This is a genomic window from Actinomyces urogenitalis, from assembly GCF_002861525.1.
GTDB classification, from domain to species: Bacteria; Actinomycetota; Actinomycetes; order Actinomycetales; family Actinomycetaceae; genus Actinomyces; species Actinomyces urogenitalis.
In genome coordinates, this window is sequence record NZ_PKHA01000010.1 from 20,465 (window position 1) to 42,121 (window position 21,657).

Here is a 21,657-nt window from a genome sequence, read left to right on the forward strand (position 1 = left end):
TTTTTCCTCCGTGACGCCTCTGTGCCAGGCACGCCACCTCGGACCTGGGCCAAGGGTCGCTCCAAGACCGCCTAGAGTGTCCCTATGCCTAGCCACCGCACTCGCCGACCCCGCGCGGGCTCTCAGCCGCGTCGGGCGAGTGCGCGCAGCCTGCCCGTCGTCGATGAGACGAGCGCCGGCGGCCTGGTCATCGATGTCCAGGACGGGCGCGCAGTCACCGCCGTCATCGCCCGTCGTAACCGCGGTGGGCGCCTGGAGTGGTGCCTGCCCAAGGGCCACCTGGAGGGCACTGAGACTCCGGAGCAGGCGGCCGTGCGCGAGATCGCCGAGGAGACCGGCATCCACGGGCGCGTCCTGCGTCACCTGGCCACGATCGACTACTGGTTCGGAGGGGACGACCACCGCGTCCACAAGGTCGTCCACCACTTCCTCCTGGAGGCCACCGGCGGCACCCTGACCACGGAGAACGATCCTGACCACGAGGCGGAGGACGTGGCCTGGGTGGACCTGGAGGAGGTCTCCCGCCGCCTGGCCTACCCCAACGAGCGCCGCATCGTCGCCACGGCCCGCGAGATCCTCGTGGGAGACGGGTGAGGCCCCAGGTGAGGCTCGGCCGTCAGCACCCGGCCCGTCGTCGGCCCTCCCTGGCCGCCCGCGCCCGCACCATCGTGGCGGGCGTGTGTGCTGCTTTCGCCCTGGGCCTGGCACCCGTGGCCACGGCTGGCACGGCGCCCTCGTCATCCCTGCCACAGGCGATGACGGCGACGCTGACCTCCTCCTCCGCCACCTCCCGCACGGCCGAGGTGGTCCCGGGGCAGGTGACGATGTCTGTGGACTCCCTGTCCGCCGAGGTCCTCGCCAGCGACCAGGACCTCACCCTGACCGGGACGATCGCCAACGGCTCCGACTCCACCCTGTCCGGCGCTGAGCTGGTGGCCCGTGTCCAGCGCAGCACCGAGGTCACCACCGCGGCGCTGAGCTCCTGGCTGGCCGGGGAGCGCACCGGCTACCTGTCCACCGTCGCCTCACTCGACCTCGACGGCGAGCTCGCGCCCGGAGCGGTGCGCACCTTCACCCTGACCGTCCCCGCGGCAGAGCTCCCCTTCGCCTCCACCGAGCAGTGGGGGCCCAGAGGAGTCGAGCTCGCGCTGGAGCAGGAGGGCGAGGAGATCGCCACGGACCGCACCATCGCCCTGTGGGACGCCGGCGTACAGGTCGATGCCACACGCGTGACGGCAATCGTGCCGGTGGTCGCCTCGCCGGCCGAGATGTCACTGCTCGGCGCCACCAGCGTCACGGACACCGGCGAGGACGACGCAGCCGAGCCGGAACCGGCCCCCTCGCCGCAGGCCTCCACCGCCGCGAGCGCTGAGCCGGGAGAGCAGACCGCGCCAGCGCAGGACGCCGACTCAGTCACGACGACCTCGACCCAGGCCGAGCTCAGCGCGCTCCTGACGCGGGTGACCGGTCTGCTCTCCCTGGCAGGCGACGGCGTCGTCCTCGCCGTCGACCCTGCGCTCATGGAGGCCCTGGGAGTCTCAGCCGGTCAGGAGGGCTCCTCGGCCACGCCGAGCGCCACCGGGACCGCCCAGGCCAGCCCGGCCTCGCCGTCATCCCCGGAGGCTGGCGAGGCAGGCCCCGAAGCCAGCTCACCAGCCCCGAGCCCCGCCGCCACGACGAGCTCCGACTCGCAGGAGCCGAGCCCTGCCACGGTCCCGCTGCCTGCGGCCCAGCTCGCTGAGCTGCGCCGCGCCCTCAACCACGCCCTGGACTCAGGCTCGGTCATCACCCTGCCCTGGGCTGACGCTGACCTCAGCGCCCTGGCCCACCTGGGTCAAGGCGAGGCCATCAGCTCAGCCCTGACCCGCTCGCTCCAGGCCACCAGCACCTGGGACGGCGCCATGACGACGACGGTCCTAGCCACCGGCGCCCTGGACACCACGACCCTCGCTCAGCTCCCGCAGTCCGTGACCACCGTCGTCGCCCAGTCCGGGGACCTGCCCGTCTCCGAGGACCTGACCTACACGCCGTCGGGATGGGCGATTAGCGAGGGACGCACCGTCCTGGTCCCTGACGCGGACCTGACCGCCGCGATCGACGGCGAGATGTCCGTGGCCGCTGATGAGACTGACCAGCCGGTGACCACGGACAACGAGCTGGACACTCGTCAACTCATCCGGGCCAACTCGGCGATCCTGACGCGTCAGGCGCCCAACCGCCACCGTGACCTCGTGGTCACCGTCAGCCGCCAGACCGCGGCCCAGACCGATCCGAGTGAGCTGGCCGCGCGGCTGGGCGCCCTGCTCGACCCCTCGTGGACCACGGGTCAGGGCCTGGACGCGCTGGTGGCTGCCGCCCAGGCGGAGCAGGAGAGGGACCAGGTCGCCCGGGCCGAACTCCCCTCAACGCAGACCTCGGCCACCGAGCTCACCCAGGACGAGCTCGACGCTAGCCGGCAGACCGCCTCCTACCTCGCCTCCCTCGCCTCGGTCCTGAGCTCTCCCAGCAGCGTCCTGGGGCTGTCCACCGAGGTCGAGTCCTGGGCGAGCGCAACCTCCTGGCGCGCGGACCCTCAGGGTCGGTCGGCCTATATCGACCAGGCACGGCAGACCGGCACGGCCATGACCGAGCGCATCACGGTGGTCCCCTCCTCGACCATCAACGTCATCTCCTCCTCCGCGGACCTGCCGCTGCGCATCCAGTCCAGCCTGGACCAGGACGTCACCGTGCGCATCCACCTCAAGCCCGGATCAACCCGGCTCCAGGCGAGCAAGGACGTCACCGTCACCGTCCCGGCGCACGGGCAGGCCTCCGCCACGGTCCCGATCAAGGCGGTGGGCAGCGGCGACGTCGACGTCCACATCACCGTGCTGGCGGCTGACGGCACGCCCGTGGGCACCGCCATCACTCTGCACACACGGGTCAGGGCCGACTGGGAGTCCCTGGGCACGACCGCCGTCGCGGCGGTGCTCGTGGTCATGCTGCTGGCCGGCATCGTGCGCACCGTGCGCCGCGGCCGCCGCTCCGGCGCTGACGGCCAGGCCCTCAAGGCACCGGCCGCCGGCACCTGTCCGTCCCCGTCTGAAGCCAGCTAGGAGGCACCATGAGCCAGTCCTCGATCGCACGCTCCAGCATCGTCATGGCGGCAGGCACACTGACCTCGCGCATCCTCGGTCTGGTGCGCAACGCGCTGCTCATTGCAGCCCTGGGGGCGACGGCGTCGGGGGCGGCTGACGCCTTCAACGTCGCCAACATGCTGCCCACCCAGCTGTACAACCTCATCATCGGTGGTGTCCTCAACGCCATCCTCGTGCCGCAGATCGTGCGCGCCATGCGTCAGCGCAACGGCGAGGAGCTGGTCAACCGAATCCTGACGGCCGCCGGGCTCCTCATCGCGGCGGTCTCTGCGGTGCTGACCGTGGCCGCTCCGCTGGTCATCATGCTCTACGCCTCGGGCCTGGGACGCTGGCAGCCCCTGGCCTTCGCCTTCGCTTTCTGGTGCATGCCGCAGGTCTTCTTCTACGGCCTGTACGCCCTGTGGGGACAGGTCCTCAACGCCCGGCACAGCTTCGGCCCCTACATGTGGTCGCCGGTGCTCAACAACATCATCTCCATCGCCTCGATCCTGGCCTACCTGCACCTGTACGGCGGCTACTCGACCGGTCAGGACCCGGGGATCTGGGACGCCAGCCGCATCATCCTCATCGGTGGCTGCTCCACGCTCGGCATCGCTGTCCAGGCGCTGGTGCTCTACATCCCATTGCGCCGCTGCGGCTTCCGCCCGCGCTTCATCCTGGGAGTCAGGGGCCTGGGACTGGGCTCGATGTCCAAGGTGGCCCTGTGGGCGCTGCTGGGCACAGCCATCGTCTCGCTGGGGGACCTGGCCGTGACCAACCTCGGGTCCCGCGCGGTCACCGCCGCCGAGTCCGCCCAGTACGCGGGCGTCGTGGTCCCCTCGACCACGATGTACGCCAACGCGCTGCTGGTCTACATGCTCCCCCAGTCCCTCATCACCACCTCGATCATCACCGCGCTGTTCACGCGGATGAGCGAGAAGGCCGTGGCGGGCGACGCCGAGGGAGTGCGCGACGACCTGTCGCTGGGACTGCGCTCGGTGGCCGTGTTCACCGTCCTGTTCGCCGCCGGGATCATGACCCTGGCAGGCCCGGCGCTGCAGCTCTTCGTCCCCTCGATCTCGCGTGAGGTCGCGGACGCCTCGGCCCCGATCCTCGCCATCCTGGCCGTGGGCATCATCTTCCAGGGCGCGTGGTTCACCACCCAGCGCGTCATGCTCGCCTACGCCGATACCAAGCGCCTGCTGGCCGCTGACTGCGTGGTGGGTGGGATCGCCGTCGCCTCCTGCCTGCTGGCCTGGTTGCTGGCCCCCGCCACCCACTGGATGATGCTGGCGGCCGCCGGCAACACCATCTCCCTGGCCGCGGCCTGCCTCGTCATCATCCCGCTGCTACGGCGCCACCTTCCTGACCTGGACGGCCGCCGCATCCTGTCCACCTACGCCCGGCTCATCGCCTCGGCAGGCGTGGCCGTCGTCGTCGGCGTGCTGGTGCGGCGCCTGACCGGCCCGGCCGACGGCTCGCTGACCGGCACCCGAGCCCTGGACGCCCTGGTCATCATCCTCGTCACGGCCGTGGCCATGACCCTGGTCTACCTCGCCGTCGCCCGGGTGCTGCGCGTGAGCGAGCTCGGCGTCCTGTTCCGCCCGGCCTCGCGGATCGTGCTGGCGCTCGGTGCGAGGCTGCCCGGTGGGCTGGGCCGCGCGGTGCGAGGCGCTGGGCGCGCCCTGGCGCTTCCTGCGTCGGCTCCGGCCGGCCAGGAGCTGCCTGGTCACGCCTCGGTGCCGGTGGTGGTTCCACCTGTCAGCAGCGTTCCGATGCCCGGTGCCGCTGCCGATAGAATCGGCATGTATGCGTCACTGCGCACAGGAGGGGACACCATGGGTGACGGCACGCCAATCGGCTCCGGCCGCTACCGACTCATGTCTCCCCTGCCGGCCACGCTTCCGCGCATCCTGCGTCACCGTGGCAAGGACACGATCCTGGACCGGCCCGTCACGGTCCTGTCCCTGACCGACATCACGCCGCACCGCCGTGAGGTCCTGGAGGCCGCCACACGCGCCGTACTGGTGGAGGACCGCCGGATGCAGCGCGTGTACGACGTCGAGCAGGGCAACCCTGCCTTCATCGTCACCGAGCCCACCGTGGGGCAGCCGCTGTCCGTGCTGGCGGCCTCCGGCCTGAGCCCGTCCCAGGCCCGCGCCGTCATCGGCGAGGTCGCCCAGGTGCTGGACGCCTGCTCGCGCCGGGACCTGCACCATCTCAACCTCTCCCCCGACGCCGTGCGCATCCGTCCGGACGGATCGGTGCAGGTGTGCGGCGTCGGCATCGAGGCGGCCCTCCTGGGCCTGGAGGCGAATCGGCACGACCCACTCGCCGCGGACCGCACCGACGCCCGGTCGCTGGTGGAGCTGCTCTACTTCAGCCTCACCGGACGCTGGCCCGGCAAGCGCACGGGTATCCCCTCGGCACCGAGGGTCGGTGGCGCGCCCGCCGCCCCCTCCACGCTGGCTCATGCCATGTCCGACGCCGATGCTGACCTCGACGCCCTGGTCACCCAGACCTGGGGTCCCGAGCCGCCGGACTCGGCCGCGCAGGTCGCTGCCCTCCTGGGCTCCTGGGACCCCTCGGTCCTGCCCAGGCCGGAGGTCGCCACCCATGAGGAGGCGGCGACCGAGCCCGAGGAGTCGGCGCCGGTGGCGGCGGCAGGGACCGCGGGACTGGCGGTGGCGGCCCAGGGTCTTCTTGGACGCCTCAGCGCCCTGGCCGGCAGCCTGCGCGCTCAGCGCCCCGGATCCGCCGCCCGCACGGCGAGGGGCTCCGCTCCTGGCACCAGGCCCGACGCCGCCACACCCGAGCCCGCTGCCACGGCACCGTCGGCGCCCGCACCCGCCGAGCCGACCGCACAGGCTAAGCCGGACCAGGCACCGAGCTGGTCGGCGCCGTCGGCCCGCACGCCTGATCCGGCGCAGCCACAGGACGACCGCGCCGCAAGCCCGGTTGAGCCGGTCCTGAGCGCGCCGCCGGCACCCGCTCCTGCCCTTGCCCCGACCCCTGAGGACCTGGAGCCCGAGGAGGAGGTGAGCCAGGAGGATCGCGAGGCCTCCCGGGCGGTGAGCCGGACGACGGCGATGGTGCTGGTGGCCGCCCTCGTGGCCGTGCTCGTGGGCGCCTTCTTCGCGATCTCGAACCTGTTGTCCCTGGCGAACCTCAAGATCAGCGACGAGGACATCCCCGCCGCCAAGACGGTTCCGACGGCAGCCTCGGCAGCCTCCGAGGACTCCTCTGGCTCGGACCAGGCCGACTCGCAGGCCGGGCAGGACCAGCCGGCGGCTCCGATCACCATCTCCGGCGCCCAGTCCCTGGACCCGGGCGGCGACGACAACGAGCACCCGGAGCTCGCCGGTGCGCTCATCGACGGCGACCCGAGCACCTCGTGGTACTCGCGCTACTACGCCTCCTCCTCCATGGCCTGGAAGCAGGGCATCGGGGTGGGGGTCACCCTGGCTCAGGAGGCTGAGGTCTCCGCGATCGAGATGCAGGGCACCGGCAGCGGCGGGCACGTGGAGATCCGCGCGACCTCACCTGAGGACCCTCAGGGCGGCACGCTGCTGGCCGAGGGAGCCTTCACTGAGGGGACCACGACCTTCGAGTTCTCGGCCACGACGACCAGCTCGGTCGTCGTGTGGGTGACCGATCTGCCGACGGCGTCTGACGGGCTCCTCAAGGTCACTATCGGCGAGATCACTCTCCGATAAGCAAATACTTCGGAACATACGCGTCCTATCACCTGTTCCGCAGGAGATACTGGGAGCAGGGTCTCGCCGACCCTCCTGAACGCTCGACACAAGGAGAGCCATGATCCACGACGTCATCATCGTCGGCTCCGGACCGGCCGGGTACACCGCAGCGATCTACGCGGCGCGCGCCCAGCTGGCACCGATCGTGCTGGCAGGCTCGGTCACCGCTGGCGGTGCCCTCATGAACACCACCGAGGTGGAGAACTACCCGGGCTTCACCGAGGGCATCATGGGTCCTGACCTCATGACCCACATGCAGGAGCAGGCCGAGCGCTTCGGCGCGGACATCCGCTACGAGGACGTCACGGCCCTGGACCTGGAGGGCGAGGTCAAGCGGATCACCACTGACGACGAGGTCTACGAGGCCCGTACCGTCATCATCTCCACCGGCTCGGAGTACCGCAAGCTGGGTCTGGAGGGCGAGGACCGACTCTCCGGTCACGGCGTGTCCTACTGCGCCACCTGCGACGGCTTCTTCTTCAAGGACCAGGACATCGTCGTCGTCGGGGGCGGTGACTCGGCCATGGAGGAGGCCACCTTCCTGTCCCGCTTCGGGCGTACCGTGACCGTGGTCCACCGCCGCGACTCCCTGCGCGCCTCGGCCGCTATGGCTCGCAAGGCCATGGACGACCCGAAGATCTCCTTCGCCTGGAACTCCAAGGTCGTCTCGCTCAACGGCGAGGCAGCCCTGGAGTCCGTCACCCTGGAGGACACCGTGACCGGCGAGCGTCGCGAGCTGCCGGCCTCCGGCCTGTTCGTCGCGATCGGCCAGATCCCGCGCTCCGAGCTCGTGGCTGAGGTCCTCGACCTCGACGAGGCGGGCTACATCAAGGTCGAGGCTCCCAGCCAGCGCACCAAGATCCCCGGTGTCTTCGCCTGCGGCGACGTCGCTGACCCGGTCTACCAGCAGGCCATCACTGCCGCTGGCTCGGGCTGCCGCGCCGCCCTGGACGCTGAGCACTACCTCGCCTCACTCAAGGCCTGAGCGAGCCCTCGGCCCGCACACCTCGCGTCTACCCACGACCATCTTTCATCTCAGGAGAACTCCTATGTCCAACGCCCTTGATGTCACTGACGCCACCTTCTCTGACGAGGTCCTGTCCTCCACCACGCCCGTCGTCGTCGACTTCTGGGCCACCTGGTGCGGCCCGTGCCGCCAGATGGCTCCGATCGTCGACGAGGTCGCGGCCGAGCTCGGTGACCGGGTCAAGTTCGTCAAGGTCGACGTCGACGCTAACCCGGCGACGGCTCGTTCCTACGGCATCCAGTCCATCCCGACCTTCGCCGTCATCCGCGACGGCGAGGTCTTCCACCAGTTTGCCGGTTCTCGTCCCAAGGCTTCCTTCAAGGCCGAGGTCGAGAAGGTCCTGGCCTGAAGCAGGATCCTCAACCCGATCTGCTGCCTGCACCTCCTGCCTGAGCGTGCCTGAGCCGCACGAGCGCCGCCCACACACCGCGTGTGAGCGGCGCTCGTCATGTGGCGCCTGCGGTGCCCGTATGCGCCCACCAGTACACTGAGGCCGCACCCAGTGGCTTCTTTCCAAGGCGGAGGACATGCAGTTCATCTCCACGCGCGGGGGCATGGAGCCCCTCGGTTTCACCGACGTGCTCCTGTCCGGGCTCGCACCTGACGGCGGACTCGCTATCCCCTCCGAGGTGCCTCAGCTGGCGCTCGAGGACCTTGAGGACCTCAGGGACCTCAGTTACGCCGAGCTCGCCGCCCGGATCATCGGTCTGTACGCCACCGATATCGACGCCGAGGACCTGCGCACGCTCACTGCCCAGGCTTATGGGCCCCAGCGCTTCCCCTCCCCCGTGGTCCCGCTGACGTGCCTTGACGACGTCGCGCAGGGGCTTGGTCTCGTCGGCCTGTCTGAGGGCCCCACGATGGCTTTTAAGGACCTGGCCATGCAGTTCCTGGGGCAGGCCATCCCCTTCGTCCTGCGTGGTCGCAGCCAGGTCCTCAACATCCTTGGCGCGACGAGCGGGGACACTGGCTCTGCCGCCGAGCACGCCTTCCGCGAGCAGGACGGGGTGAGCGTCTTCATGCTCTCCCCCCAGGGCAGGATGAGCGACGTCCAGCGTGCCCAGATGTACAGCCTGGATGAGCCGAATATCCACAACATCGCCGTGGCCGGCGTCTTCGACGACTGCCAGAGGCTCGTCAAGACGATCAACGCCGATGCCGACTTCAAGCGCGAGTACTCCATCGGCGCCGTCAACTCGATCAACTTTGGTCGCATCGCCGCACAGATCGTCTACTACGTCTGGGCCTGGCTGCGCTGCACCGATGAGCTGACGGCCGCGGCACGAGCGGCCTACCGCGTGGACGTCGCCGTGCCGAGTGGGAACTTCGGCAACATCTACGCCGGCCACCTCGCGCACAGCATGGGGGTCCCGATCCGCCGGCTCATCCTCGCCACGAACGAGAATGACGTCCTGGACGAGTTCTTCCGTACCGGCGTCTACGCACCGCGCTCAGGTGCCCAGACCCTGGCCACCTCCAGCCCCTCGATGGATATCTCCCGTGCCTCCAACCTGGAGCGCTTCATCCGTCAGCTCTTGGGTGAGGAGGACTTCGTGGCTGCGTGGGCACAGCTGGCGCGCAGCGGCCGCCTCGACCTCTCGGCGCACCGCGAGCGCATGAGGGAGGAGTTCGGCTTTGTCTCTGGCCGCTCCACCCACGCTGACCGCCTCGAGGCAATCCGCCGCGTCCACAGCGCAACCGGCTACCTCATCGATCCTCACACGGCCGACGGGGTCACCGTCGCCCTGCGTGAGAGGGAACCGGGCTTCCCCACGCTGGTCCTCGAGACCGCCAAGGCCGCCAAGTTCGGCGACACCGTTGCCCAGGCAATCGGCGAGCAGCCGCCCACTCCAGATGCCCTGCGGGTTCTTCTGGCCGCATCGCAGCATGTGACCGACATTGACGACGACGTTGCCGCACTGCGCCGCATCATCGTTGCCTCTGCCCTGTCCTGAGGCTGCCACCGGGCATTGCCGGTCCACTGGCTGCGGATGTTTCACGTGAAACACTGACGCCGACCTTCTGCCACGTGACCACTGTCTCCTCCCTCGGTGGGCACGTGGCAGACTTGTCCTCTAGGCGCGGAAGGACCCGCCTGAGAGGAGCTGGACGTGACTGACGCGAACCAGGTACGTGGGAACCGACTCGACCCGTGGCTGGACTCCTACGCAGCACGAGCTCACGGGCTCCGAGCCTCGGAGACCAGGTCCCTCTTCGCCGTCGCCTCTCGTCCCGAGGTCGTCTCCTTGGCTGGTGGCATGCCCAACCTCAAGGACCTGCCGCTGGACCGCCTCGCTGACGCAACCGCTCAGATGATCCGCAAGGACGGCGGCCGCGCGCTCCAGTACGGCAATGGTCAGGGTCTACCGGCCCTGCGCGAGAAGATCCCGCAGATTATGGCTCTGGAGGGAATCGACGCCGACCCCGAGGACATCATTGTCACCACCGGGTCCCAGCAGGCCGTTGACATCATCACGGAGCTGTTTATCGACCCCGGTGACGTCATCCTGGCTGAGGCTCCGACCTACGTTGGCTCGCTCAGCATCTTCTCGACCTACCAGGCCGACGTCCAGCACGTAGCCATCGATGCTGACGGCGTCATCCCAGAGGCTCTCGAGGAACGCATCACCCAGCTCGAGCGCGAGGGTCGTTCCATCAAGTTCTTCTACTGCCTGCCCAACTTCCACAACCCGGCTGGCGTCACGCTCAGTGAGGAGCGGCGCCCGCAGGTGATCGAGATCTGCCGCCGCCACCACATCCTCATCGTGGAGGACAATCCGTACGGCCTGCTCGGATTCGAAGGGCAGACCTACACCGCTCTCAAGACCCTCGCGCCAGACGACGTGGTCTATCTCGGTTCCTTCTCCAAGATCTTCGCGCCCGGCTATCGCGTGGGATGGGCGGTGGCTCCGCCGGCGGTCCGGGACAAGATGAAGCTCGCTTCCGAGGCCGCCATCCTGTGTCCCTCCTCCGTGGGCCAGTACTCGATCGCCATGTACCTCGACCAGTTCGACTGGCGGGCTCAGATCCAGGAGTTCCGCGGCATGTACCGACGCCGTCGCGACGCCATGGTCTCTGCCCTCGACGAGTTCATGCCGATGTGCACATGGAACGTTCCTGACGGCGGCTTCTACGTCTGGGTCGGCTTGCCTGAGGGCCTAGACGCCAAGGAGATGCTGCCCCGGGCGGTCACGAACCTCGTCGCCTATGTCTCCGGCACGGCCTTCTATGCCGGAGGCCGGTCAGGTCGAGACCATATGCGCCTGTCCTTCTGCTACCCCGAGCCGGTGGAGATCCGTGAGGGCGTTCGGCGCCTGTCTGAGGTCGTCGCCCGTGACCTCGACCTTGTCACGCTCTTCGGCCCCGCCCGCTCCCGTCACGACGACGGCGTCGTCGCTCCCGCACCCGACCAGATCTGAGGACCACGATGAGCAGCACCACTCTCCCCTCCGCCGAGCCTCTTCGTATCGCCATCCTTGCCGGTGGCCTCAGCCATGAGCGCGATGTCTCCCTGCGCTCGGGCAACCGCGTGGCTCAGGTGCTCAAGCACCTGGGGCACACCGTCCTCGTCCTCGACGTCGATGCGCGCACCATCGCCTCGCTGCGCGCCTTCGGCCCGGACGTTGTCTGGCCGCTGGTCCACGGCGGTCCCGGTGAGGACGGCGGCCTTCAGAACATCCTCCTGGCCCTTGACCTGCCCTACGTCGGCACGCATTCCGACGGCTGCCAGCGCGCCTCCTTCAAGCCCACGGCCAAGGCGGGAGTCCGTGCAGCCGGGGTGAAGACACCCGACTCCCTCACGCTGCCGAAGGCCTACTTCTCCCAGCTCGGGGCCCAGGAGGTGCTGGGCACGGTCATGAGCCGGCTCGGTCTACCCGTCGTCGTCAAGCCCCAGCAGGGTGGATCCGGGCTCGGCGTCTCTCCCGCCTCCGATGCCGATCAGCTCCGCAACGCCATGGTGGCTTGCTTTGCCTATGACGAGCGGGCCCTCATCGAGGCCTACGTCGCAGGTCGCGAGATCGCTGTTTCGGTCGTCGATGCTGGCGAAGGCCCGCAGGCCCTACCGCCGGTCGAGGTCGTCACCGAGGGCCAGTATGACTTCGACGCCCGGTACAACCCGGGACGCTCGGAGTACTTCGCACCTGCCCGGCTCAGTGCCGAGGAGACTGCTCTCGTGCAGGAGACGGCTCTGAGCGTGCACCGCACACTCGGCCTGGGCAAAGTCTCCCGCACGGACCTCATCCTCGACGAGCAGGGCACGCCATGGTTCATTGACGTCAACGTCGTGCCGGGAATGACCGAGACCTCCCTCCTCCCCCTCGCCGCAGAGGCTGCCGGTGACCTTCCCGGCCTCTACGACGCTCTCGTCCACCACCCGCTCGTCCGCTAGACCGGCTCCGCTGCCTGCCGCCCGGCGCGGTCCTCCGGCGCGTTCGCCGGCTCAGTCGCGCGGCGAGGCCGGTTGGTCCACGCGAAGACGGGGCGGGATGTTTCACGTGAAACATCCCGCCCCGTCTTCGCGTTCTCGCAGATCAGAGCTCACTTAAGTCCGTGCCCGGCGCCAGCGCACCGACGATCCTTGCCAAATCCTCCGATCCGGCGAACTCGATCGTAATCTTGCCCTTCTTCGCACCCTGGGTCACTTTGACGCGGGTATCAAAGACATCCGAGAGCCGACTCGACAGCTGGGGCATCGGCGTGCTGCGAGACCGCAAGACCGGCGCCTTCACGTCGCCGGCCGGCTCGTCATGAAGTGCCACCAGCTCCTCCGTGGCGCGCACGGACAGTCCTTCCGCGACGATGCGCTGAGCCAGGCGCTCCATGGCGGCGGCATCAGGAAGTCCCAGAAGAGCGCGCGCATGGCCAGCCGAGAGCACACCTGCTGCCACGCGTCGCTGCACAAGAGGCGGGAGCTTCATGAGGCGCAGCGTGTTGGAGATCTGCGACCGCGACCGCGCGATGCGCTGGGACAGCTCGGCGTGCGTACAGCTGAAGTCCTCGAGCAGCTGCTGATAGGCGGCTGCCTCCTCAAGAGGATTGAGCTGCACGCGGTGGAGGTTCTCCAGCAGCGCGTCACGCAGCAGGTCTTCGTCCTCCGTGTATCGCACCACCGCGGGTATCGTCTCGAGCCCCGCCTCCTTCGAGGCGCGCAGGCGCCGCTCACCCATGATGAGCTCGTAATGCGCTGCCTCACCGTCTGGCCCGTCCACGCGACGCACGACGATCGGCTGGAGCAGACCGACCTCCTTGATCGAGGCCGCCAGCTCAGCGATGTCGTCGTCGTCGAAAACCTGGCGAGGCTGCCGGGGGTTTGGCTGGATGAGCGCCACCGGGAGATCCGCAAAGGTCGCTCCAGGCACGGGCATGAGCGCGTCGCCGTCAGCAGATGCCGCGTCGTCACCCCGCACGGAGCTCACTGCCGCCTTCGGAGCAGCCCCGGCCTGGGCCGCAGCCTCGGTTGGCCACCCGGCACCCTGAGCGCCCTGGCGACCCGGCGAAGATGTTTCACGTGAAACCGCACTTCCGCGCTCGGCACCTCCCGCCGCACCCGATGTTTCACGTGAAACATCACCGCCCTTGCGACCGCCCCGCTTCGAGGCCTGCATACGCTTGGAGGGAGCGAGCAAAGTCGAGGCGATGTCAGCCGCGTGAGACGAGCCTTCGCCGTCGTGCGCCTGAACGGAGCCACCCGCTGGAAAGAAGACGTCCGTGGGACGCCGCGAGGGGTTCTCTGCCTGCGCCTCCGGGATGAGCGCCTGCAGTCCGCGCCCCAGTCCTCGCTTCTTCTGTGCCATCAGTTCTCCTCCTGGGCAGGGCTGCCGCTGCCACGTTGCGCAATCTCTTGAGCCAGGACCTTGTAGGCCACCGCACCCGTCGACCGGGGATCCCAGTAGACCACAGGCGCGCCGAAAGAGGGAGCCTCCGCAATGCGCACCGACCGCGGAATCTTCGTTTGCAACGTTGCCTCCGGGAAGTAGGTCCTTACCTCATCCTCGACGTCGCGAGCCAAGGTGGTGCGCTTGTCAAACATCGTCAAGACAATCATGGACACCCGCAAGGCAGGATTATGGATCTGCGCAATCCTGTCCACCGAGCGTGTGAGCAGAGCAAGACCCTCCAGTGCGTAGTACTCCGCCTGCATCGGGATGAGCACCTCACCGGCCGCCACGAAGGCGTTGATCGTCATGATGCCCAGGCTCGGTGGGCAGTCGATGAGGATGTAGTCCAGCCGCTCCAAGCCGGCCTCGCTGCGTCCGATGAGGTACTCGCGCAGGGCGAGGCGCAGACGCGACTCACGCTGGGGAGAGTTGATGAGCTCGATCTCTACCGCAGCGACATCGATCGAGGAGGGTACGCACCACAGGGTGGGCGCGAACCTCGTCTGCACGGCTACGTCAGCGATTGGTCTCCCCTCGACCATGACGTCGTAGAGCGTCACGTCCTCCTCGCTATGCGGTACACCCAGTGCCGTCGAGGCATTGCCTTGGGAGTCTGCGTCGATGACGAGCACGTTGAGCCCCGCCTCGGCGAGCGCGGCGGCGACGTTGACCGTCGTCGAGGTCTTGCCGACTCCACCCTTCTGGTTCGCCACTGCGATGACCCGGGTCTGCTCGGGTCGATCCAGACCCGCGGTGGTCACCTGGTTCAACGCGGCGTGATCCGCCCGAAGCTGGTCGAAGATGGACGAATCTGACAAACCTGTCCTCCTCGGACGACCGGATCTGCGGGGTCACTCCCCCAGGCAGCACAGTCTACGTGAGTCCACCGACACGCAGAGCGGGGCCACCGCATACTGCAGTGACCCCCGCTTGGCCAGGCCTCATCCCCGGCGCTCAGTACCCTCGGCGTCCGCCGGGCGCCGCATCATCCACGCCGACGACGGACCTCGACCACTCGGGTCAGCTCCTCGCCCGGTGTCACGACCTCGTGAATAACGGCCGGCTCGAGCTTCGCCTTCTTGATGACGTACTTCGCGTCGTCAACCTCCTGCTGGGCCTTGGCACCCTTGAGGGCGAGCAGACTGCCACCCGGGCGCAGCAGGCCAGAGGTCAGCCGCACCAGCTTGCTCAGGTTCGCCACGGCGCGCGCGGTGACCGCGTCGTAACGGTCCTTGATCTCCTCAGCCCGAGCACGTCGTATCGTGACGTTGTCCAGGTCGAGCTCGGCAACGACGAGCTCGAGCCACTCAACCCGACGCTCCATCGTCTCAATAAGCGTTACCTCTAGATCGGGTCTCATTAATGCGACTACGATCCCTGGGAAGCCGGCGCCGGACCCGACGTCAGCCACGCTGCCTCGCCGAGGCAGAAAGGGAACCACGGCCGTCGAGTTGACGATGTGCCGGGACCACAACCGCGGAAGCTCGCGCGGGCCCACCAGGCCCCGCAGCTCCCCCTCAGCGACCAGCATGTCCGCGAAGTGCTCGGCCGCGGAAAAAGCGACGCCGAACAGCTCGCGCATCTCCTGGCTCGGCTGCTCGAAGTCCTCGGCTGCCTGCGCCACCTGCGCTGCGGCCTCACTCTCCGCGGCCCCGCCAGGGTGGCGCTCCCCCATCTGGCTCGTCATGGCGATTCTCAGTCCTGCTCGGCGTCCTCGCCGGCCTCATCCTGCGTGTGGGCAGGCAGGACGACGACGTGACGGTGCGGCTCGGCACCCTCGGACTCTGAGACCAGGCCCGCGGCCGCGACGACGTCGTGGCAGACCTTGCGCTCGAAGGGGTTCATCGGCTCCAGGGCAACGACCTCGCCGGTGGCCTGGACCTTCGCCACGGCCTCCTGGGCCACCTTAGTCAGCTCAGCACGCCGAGCGGCCCGGTAGCCATTGATGTCCAGCATGAGGCGGGAGCGGTTGCCGGTACGGGCCTGAACGGCCAGGCGGGTGAGCTCCTGGACAGCCTCGAGCACCTCGCCATCACGACCCACGAGGTCGGCGAGCTCACGCTCGTCCCCCTCCTCCGAGGCCACGATGGCGACCGAGGCACGGCCGTGGTCGATGTCAATGTCAATGTCGCCGCCGAGGTCAGCGATATCGAGGAGCTCCTCGAGGTAGTCGGCACCGATCTCGCCCTCTTCCTCGAGGCGCTTGACGGCGGTGGAGGCGCTGGTGTTCTCACTCATCTGAGGTTCCGTTCTCTAGGGCCTGGCTGGGGCTGGCTCAGCGCGACTGGCGCTTCTTGCCGTTGGACTTCTTACGCTGCTGACGCTGGCGCGCGCGCTTCTCATAGCGACGCCGAGCGATCTCCTCAGGAGTCAGACCCACGATATTGGTCTCGATCTCCTCGATCGCCTCCTCCTCGTCGCTAGCCGCCTGGTAGCGCTCCTCCTCAGTCATCGAGACGTTCGCAGAGGCCCGCTTCTGGCGGTTCTTGCGCACGGGCTGGACACGCTGACCACCCGTCTTGCCAGCGGCCTCGAGCTCAGCAGCGCGCTTGGCTGCCTCTTCCTCCTCCAGACTCGGCAGACCCTTGCGGGCGCGCTTGGCGTTGACGCGTGCGCGGTACTTCTTCTCGGCCTCAGAGCCGGGCGCCGGCATGTTGCGGATCGTGAGGAACTGCTGCCCCATGGTCCACAGGTTGGTCGTCACCCAGTAGACCAGCACACCGATCTGGAACTGGACGCCGGTGAAGGCGAAGAAGATCGGCATGATCGTCATCATCATGCGCTGGGAGCGCATCATGGGGTTGTCCGAGTTCTTGCTCGACTCGGGCATGTTCTTCATCGTCAGCTGGGCCATGGTGTACCACTGGCTCACCGACATCGCGATGATCATGATGACCGTGACAACCTTGGTCGTCACGTCCGAGGAGTTCATGAAGGACTCAGACAGGTGCGCTCCAAAGAGCGTGGAGGCCTGGACGTCCTCGGCCAGCTGGGCGGTCAGCGGCCCGATGGAGTCGTGGTTCGCGTAGGTTCCGGTCGCCACGGCCTGCAGCGAGGCCAGCACTCGGAACAGGGCGAAGAAGACCGGCATCTGCACCAGGATCGGCATGCACGAGGAGAAGGGGTTGGTGCCGTGCTTGCGGTACAGCGCCATCATCTCCTCCTGCTGGCGCTGGCGGGAGGCGGGATCCGTCTTGCCCTTGTACTTGGCCTGGAGAGCCTGGAGCTCGGGCTGCATGAGCTGCATGCCGCGGCTGGCACGAATCTGCTTGACGAACAGCGGCATGATGAGCAGCCGCACGAAGATCGTCAGACCCACGATCGACAGCACCCAGGCCACTCCCGGGCCGTCAGGCAGGCCAATGAAGACCAGGGCCTTGTGGATGTAGACCATGACCCAGGCAACGGCCACCTTCAGCGGCCAGAGGATCGCGTCCATTGCACTCCTTGTGATGGGGCGTGGCCGCCAGTGTCATGCGGCCACCGGCCGGATGGACCGGCCACGGCTTGGGTCAGAGCGACGACGTCGCCGCACCTGCCTCGGGTCGAGGGATGTCGTGGGGGTAGCGATAGTGCCACTGGCCGGGCTCCGGCACGTGATCCACTCCCCCGCGCGTCAAGGGGTTGCAGCGCATCAGACGCCACAGCGTCAGCACGATCCCCTTGACCACGCCGTGCACCTGGACCGCCTCGACGGCGTAGGCCGAGCAGGTCGGGTAGTAACGGCACCGGCGCGGCAGCGCCGGGGAGACCCAACGCTGGTAGAAGCGAACCCCCGCCAGGAACACACGTGCTCCCAGGCCTTGACGCCTGGGGCTCATGACCCACGACCTTGGCGCCGTGGCTTCCCGGAGCGACCGCGCTCCAGCAGCCGATCGAGATCGGCGGCCAGCTCCTGGCTGGTGGCACCGTCCGCACCGGCCAGGCCTCGCAGCACGATCTTGGCGCCCGGCTCCAGGCCAGCCACCCGATCGCGCATGAGCGCACGCACGCGACGCTTGATCCGGTTGCGGTGCGTTGCCTTGGCCACCTGCTTCTTAGGCACGACGACGCCGACGAGGGCCGGGGTCGTGTCCCCGGCCTCGCCGGCGCTGTAGTGGATGACGAGCCTGCGGCTGCCTGCGCGCGCACCCGACCTCACCGCGGTCGTGAAGTCCTCACTCCGCAGCATCCGGTGCGCGGCGGGGAGCACGTGTCAGGCAGCGAGACGCGCGCGGCCCTTGCGACGGCGAGACGCGAGGACGGCGCGGCCAGCGCGCGTGCTCATGCGCGTGCGGAAGCCGTGCACCTTGGCGCGACGACGGTTGTTCGGCTGGAAGGTCCGCTTGCTCACGGGTGTACTCCTGGTCGGATGATCGGAACAGTGCATCACGGGATTCGCGGCACTGTCGCTCGTGCTGGCTGCCCCATGGACCGGGACGTGACTCCACACGAACGTCCTCACCACGATACGGTTGGACTTCCCGCAGGGTCAAACGAATTGCAGGTCTTCACACTGAGAAACCGGCCACGTTCGTGGCCTGACAGGCCTGTGATGATCACAGGCTGCGCCGCCGGTGTGGACAACTCTGTGAGCAACGATCATGATGGGCTACTCGGTGGTGTCCTTCCTGCTCGGCAGGGTCCCGACCACCACCGTTCCAGTTCGCGCGCACAGACGAGGAGGACGTCGTGACTGACGTCGCCACCACTCGGTGGGAGTCCGCCCTCAACCTCCTCGCCACCCGGCAGGAGCTCGGCCGAGGCCAGATCGCGCTGCTGCGCATGACCCGCGTCATCGACGTCGACGACGTCCTGGTCCTCGTGGTCGGCTTCGCCCTGCCCCGCGACATCATTGACAAGAACCACGCCGTCATCGCCCGGGCACTTGCCGAGGTCTGGGGCCGACCCGTCACCTTTGAGGTGACGATCGACCCCGCCCAGGAGTCCTCCAGCCACTCCTCGGACCGCTGGCCAGACTCCACCGAGGCAGCAGCCGAGCCTGCTCAGGCTCCGACCTCCGGCGCCCAGCCCACCGACGACGCACCCGCCTCACAGGACCCCGTCTCCCTGGCTGACGCGGCCCCCGCCGTCGAGGCTCCCTCCGCCCTCTCCCCCGACGGCCCCGGCGAAGACCATCCAGCGCCAGCGACGCCGTCGTCCTCCACCGGCTACGTGCCGCCCCTCCACCCCACGGCGACGCTGCCGGCAGCCGAGGTGGTTGACGACTCTCGCCTCAACCCGCGCTACACCTTCGCCACCTACGTTCAGGGCAAGTCCAACCGCCTGGCGCGAACCGCCGCCGCGGCCGTGGCCGAGGCTCCCAGCCGCGCCTACAACCCCTTGTTCATCTACGGCGGCTCCGGACTGGGCAAGACCCACCTCCTGCACGCCATCGGCCACTACGCCCGCAAGCTCTACCCGGGTATCACCGTCAAGTACGTCAACTCCGAGGAGTTCGTCTCCGACTTCATCGCCTCGGTCGCCGACGGCCAGATGCGCAACTTCAAGGACCGCTACCGCAACGTCGACATCCTGCTCGTGGACGACGTGCAGTTCTTCGAGGGCAAGGAGCAGACGCTGGAGGAGTTCTTCCACACCTTCAACGCCCTGCGCATCGCGGAGAAGCAGATCGTGCTCACCTCCGACCAGCCTGCCCTGGAGCTCAAGGGCTTCAACAACCGCCTCATCTCCCGCTTCCAGGAGGGACTGGTCGCCGACGTCCAGCCGCCGGACCTGGAGACCCGTCAGGCGATCCTGACCCTCAAGGCTCGCGCTGACGGCATCTCGGTGACCGAGGACGTCCTGGAGTACATCGCCAGCCGAGTCACCACCAACATCCGCGAGCTCGAGGGCGCACTGGTACGAGTGACGGCCTTCGCCTCCCTCAACAAGCAGCCCATTGACCGCACCCTGGCTGAGGTGGCGCTCAAGGACGTCATCACCGATCCCACGGGCGAAGAGATCACCTCCGGTCTCATCATGGGTCAGGTCGCCGACTACTTCGACATGACGATCGACGACCTGTGCGGTGAGAGCCGACGCAAGAACTTTGTCCACCCCCGCCACATCGCGATGTACCTGTGCCGCGAGCTCACCGAGCTCTCGCTGCCCAATATCGGACGCGAGTTCGGCGGACGTGACCACACCACCGTTATGAGCGCCCACCGCAAGATCACCACCCAGATGGGTGAGCGCCGCGAGACCTTCAACGAGGTCAACGAGCTGACCAGCCGCATCAAGCAGGCTGCTCTGGCTCCCCGCCGCTGACCAGGCTCACGGTCCTGCCACGAGCGGGGTCTTGTGCTGCCCGCAGACCCTGTGGACGAACCCGTGGACAGGGCGTGGACAAGTCCCCATCCTCATGTAGACAGTTCCAGGCCCTTCTGGGGACAAAACTGTCATTCGTCTAGAACCGTCCACCAATCGCGGTAGCGCTCCACCGAACTACACATCTGTGGTTCCACACCCGCCGGGACTGAAATGACAAGAAAAGATGTGGTTCTCCCCAGAATTCACATCTCCTAACAACCCTACGAACCAAGAATTCATCTCATCCCTCCCCGCACTGCCAACATGGTCCACGCCCCGCTCCGCGCCGACCTGGCGGCCTGCTACCCCTCCTCGCCGCGGACTCGACGCGCCTGGTCCTCATGCGTCTAGACTCCATACGGATCGTCCTGCCTCTTCTGAGGGCCACTCCTCGTTGCTGGCTAGGACTGCATGAACGCAGACAGGAGTGCACTGTGAAGCTCAGGGTTGACCGCGACGTCCTCGCCGAGGCCGTGACCTGGACCGCCCGTTCGGTGCCGGCCCGCCCCCCGGTACCTGTTCTCGCCGGTGTGCGCCTGGAGGCCTCGAACGCCTCGCTGGTCCTCGCCTCCTTCGACTACGAGGTCTCGGCTCACTGCGAGATTCCTGCCGAGGTCGAGGAGGAGGGCGTCGTCCTCGTCTCCGGCCGACTCCTGGCTGATATCGCCAAGGCGCTGCCCTCCAAGCCCGTGGACCTCGAGGTCGAGGGGACCAAGGTGACGGTCAGCTGTGGCTCCTCCCGCTTCGCCCTGGCTGCGATGGCTGCCGAGGACTACCCCACGCTGCCCGTCATGCCTTCCACCGCGGGCACCGTCGACGCCCATGACCTGGCTCAGGCGGTGGCACAGGTCTCGATCGCTGCCTCACGCGATGAGACCCTGCCGCTGCTCACCAGCGTCCAGATGGAGGTCGACGGCGACCGCCTGACCCTCATGGCCACTGACCGCTACCGCCTGGCCGTGCGCGAGATGACCTGGGCCAGCCAGGACAAGACCCTGTCCACCCACGCGCTGCTCAAGGCCCGCACGCTCTCCGACGTCGCCAAGTCCCTGACCTCCACCGGTGACGTCACCGTGGCCCTGACGGAGGCCGGCTCCACCACCTCCGGTCTCATCGGCTTCGAGGCCGGGGGCCGGCGCACCACGAGCCTGCTGACCGACGGCGACTACCCGCCGGTGCTGCGACTCTTTCCCGAGGAGACCTCGATTCACGCCACAGTCGGCCGCGAGGAGCTGATGGCCGCCGTGCGCCGCGTCAGCCTGGTCGCAGACCGTTCGACCCCGATCCACATGTCCTTCACCCAGGGCAGCCTGGCCCTGGACGCCGGCGCTGGCGAGGACGCCCAGGCCTCCGAGCAGCTGGTAGCGCACCTGGAGGGTGAGGACATCTCCACCGCCTTCAACCCCGGCTACCTGCTGGACGGTCTGGGCGCCATCCACCAGCCCTACGTCACCCTGGACTTCACCCACCCCTCCAAGCCTGCGGTGCTCACCGGTGTGGACTCCATCGGGGGCGAGAAGGACCTGTCCTTCCGCTACCTCATCATGCCCATCCGCTTCGGAGCCTGAGACCAAGCCCAGCCAGGG

Annotated in this window: 18 protein-coding genes; 10 read left to right on the top strand and 8 right to left on the bottom strand. The window is 68.2% G+C overall.

All coding sequences use genetic code 11. The annotated features are described in order from the left end of the window. Positions 1-84 precede the first annotated feature (84 nt). The 8 genes from CYJ26_RS08760 to CYJ26_RS08795 all read left to right on the top strand — a co-directional run bounded on the left by CYJ26_RS08760 (position 85) and on the right by CYJ26_RS08795 (position 12,291). Positions 85-594: an NUDIX hydrolase gene (locus CYJ26_RS08760; RefSeq protein ID WP_006547859.1), complete on the top strand. Its 510-nt coding sequence runs from the start codon at positions 85-87 to the stop codon at positions 592-594. An 8-nt stretch (positions 595-602) separates the two neighbouring features. Further along, positions 603-3,095: a DUF6049 family protein gene (locus CYJ26_RS08765; RefSeq protein WP_101638288.1), complete on the top strand. Its 2,493-nt coding sequence runs from the start codon at positions 603-605 to the stop codon at positions 3,093-3,095. Positions 3,096-3,103: 8 nt separating this feature from the next. Next, positions 3,104-6,832, top strand: a complete 3,729-nt coding sequence (locus tag CYJ26_RS08770; RefSeq protein WP_101638289.1) for a murein biosynthesis integral membrane protein MurJ — start codon at positions 3,104-3,106, stop codon at positions 6,830-6,832. A gap of 100 nt (positions 6,833-6,932) precedes the next feature. Beyond that, entirely contained in the window at positions 6,933-7,859 is a 927-nt protein-coding gene (gene trxB, locus CYJ26_RS08775) for a thioredoxin-disulfide reductase (RefSeq protein WP_024035667.1), read from the top strand. A 64-nt stretch (positions 7,860-7,923) separates the two neighbouring features. After that, a complete protein-coding gene (trxA, locus tag CYJ26_RS08780) occupies positions 7,924-8,250 on the top strand; it encodes a thioredoxin (RefSeq protein WP_006547854.1) in 327 nt (108 codons plus the stop codon). 178 nt (positions 8,251-8,428) lie between these two features. Next, on the top strand, positions 8,429-9,856 hold the full coding sequence (gene thrC, locus CYJ26_RS08785) for a threonine synthase (protein WP_101638290.1): 1,428 nt from the start codon (positions 8,429-8,431) through the stop codon (positions 9,854-9,856). A gap of 156 nt (positions 9,857-10,012) precedes the next feature. Beyond that, positions 10,013-11,320: an aminotransferase-like domain-containing protein gene (locus CYJ26_RS08790; RefSeq protein WP_006547852.1), complete on the top strand. Its 1,308-nt coding sequence runs from the start codon at positions 10,013-10,015 to the stop codon at positions 11,318-11,320. A gap of 8 nt (positions 11,321-11,328) precedes the next feature. Then, the gene (locus tag CYJ26_RS08795; RefSeq protein ID WP_101638291.1) at positions 11,329-12,291 is read left to right on the top strand and encodes a D-alanine--D-alanine ligase family protein; all 963 of its coding nucleotides are present in this window, start codon (positions 11,329-11,331) and stop codon (positions 12,289-12,291) included. Positions 12,292-12,433: 142 nt separating this feature from the next. Here CYJ26_RS08795 and CYJ26_RS08800 read toward each other — a convergent pair whose 3' ends face one another. The 8 genes from CYJ26_RS08800 to rpmH form a co-directional block, all read right to left on the bottom strand. Continuing rightward, positions 12,434-13,696: a ParB/RepB/Spo0J family partition protein gene (locus tag CYJ26_RS08800; RefSeq protein ID WP_048680447.1), complete on the bottom strand. Its 1,263-nt coding sequence runs from the start codon at positions 13,694-13,696 to the stop codon at positions 12,434-12,436. Then, positions 13,696-14,598 carry a ParA family protein gene (locus tag CYJ26_RS08805; protein WP_101638292.1) on the bottom strand — a complete coding sequence of 301 codons (903 nt, stop codon included), beginning with the start codon at positions 14,596-14,598 and terminating at the stop codon, positions 13,696-13,698. The genes CYJ26_RS08800 and CYJ26_RS08805 overlap by 1 nt, the downstream gene beginning before the upstream one ends. 167 nt (positions 14,599-14,765) lie before the next feature. After that, complete coding sequence (rsmG, locus tag CYJ26_RS08810) at positions 14,766-15,362, bottom strand: 16S rRNA (guanine(527)-N(7))-methyltransferase RsmG (protein ID WP_048680449.1); 597 nt, start codon at positions 15,360-15,362, stop codon at positions 14,766-14,768. A gap of 113 nt (positions 15,363-15,475) precedes the next feature. Next, on the bottom strand, positions 15,476-16,018 hold the full coding sequence (locus tag CYJ26_RS08815; protein WP_034234904.1) for a Jag family protein: 543 nt from the start codon (positions 16,016-16,018) through the stop codon (positions 15,476-15,478). Between the two features lie 37 nt (positions 16,019-16,055). Beyond that, positions 16,056-17,219 (bottom strand): membrane protein insertase YidC, encoded by a 1,164-nt coding sequence (yidC, locus tag CYJ26_RS08820; RefSeq protein WP_006547846.1) that lies wholly within the window; start codon positions 17,217-17,219, stop codon positions 16,056-16,058. A 73-nt stretch (positions 17,220-17,292) separates the two neighbouring features. Further along, complete coding sequence (yidD, locus tag CYJ26_RS08825; RefSeq protein WP_034234900.1) at positions 17,293-17,601, bottom strand: membrane protein insertion efficiency factor YidD; 309 nt, start codon at positions 17,599-17,601, stop codon at positions 17,293-17,295. Continuing rightward, positions 17,598-17,972 carry a ribonuclease P protein component gene (rnpA, locus tag CYJ26_RS08830; protein WP_081449130.1) on the bottom strand — a complete coding sequence of 125 codons (375 nt, stop codon included), beginning with the start codon at positions 17,970-17,972 and terminating at the stop codon, positions 17,598-17,600. The genes yidD and rnpA overlap by 4 nt, the downstream gene beginning before the upstream one ends. A gap of 3 nt (positions 17,973-17,975) precedes the next feature. Then, positions 17,976-18,113 carry a 50S ribosomal protein L34 gene (rpmH, locus tag CYJ26_RS08835; RefSeq protein WP_006547843.1) on the bottom strand — a complete coding sequence of 46 codons (138 nt, stop codon included), beginning with the start codon at positions 18,111-18,113 and terminating at the stop codon, positions 17,976-17,978. 338 nt (positions 18,114-18,451) lie between these two features. Between rpmH and dnaA the strand changes: the two genes are divergently transcribed. After that, positions 18,452-20,029 carry a chromosomal replication initiator protein DnaA gene (dnaA, locus tag CYJ26_RS08840; RefSeq protein ID WP_034234889.1) on the top strand — a complete coding sequence of 526 codons (1,578 nt, stop codon included), beginning with the start codon at positions 18,452-18,454 and terminating at the stop codon, positions 20,027-20,029. A gap of 476 nt (positions 20,030-20,505) precedes the next feature. Beyond that, positions 20,506-21,639: a DNA polymerase III subunit beta gene (dnaN, locus tag CYJ26_RS08845; RefSeq protein ID WP_006547841.1), complete on the top strand. Its 1,134-nt coding sequence runs from the start codon at positions 20,506-20,508 to the stop codon at positions 21,637-21,639. Positions 21,640-21,657 lie beyond the last annotated feature (18 nt).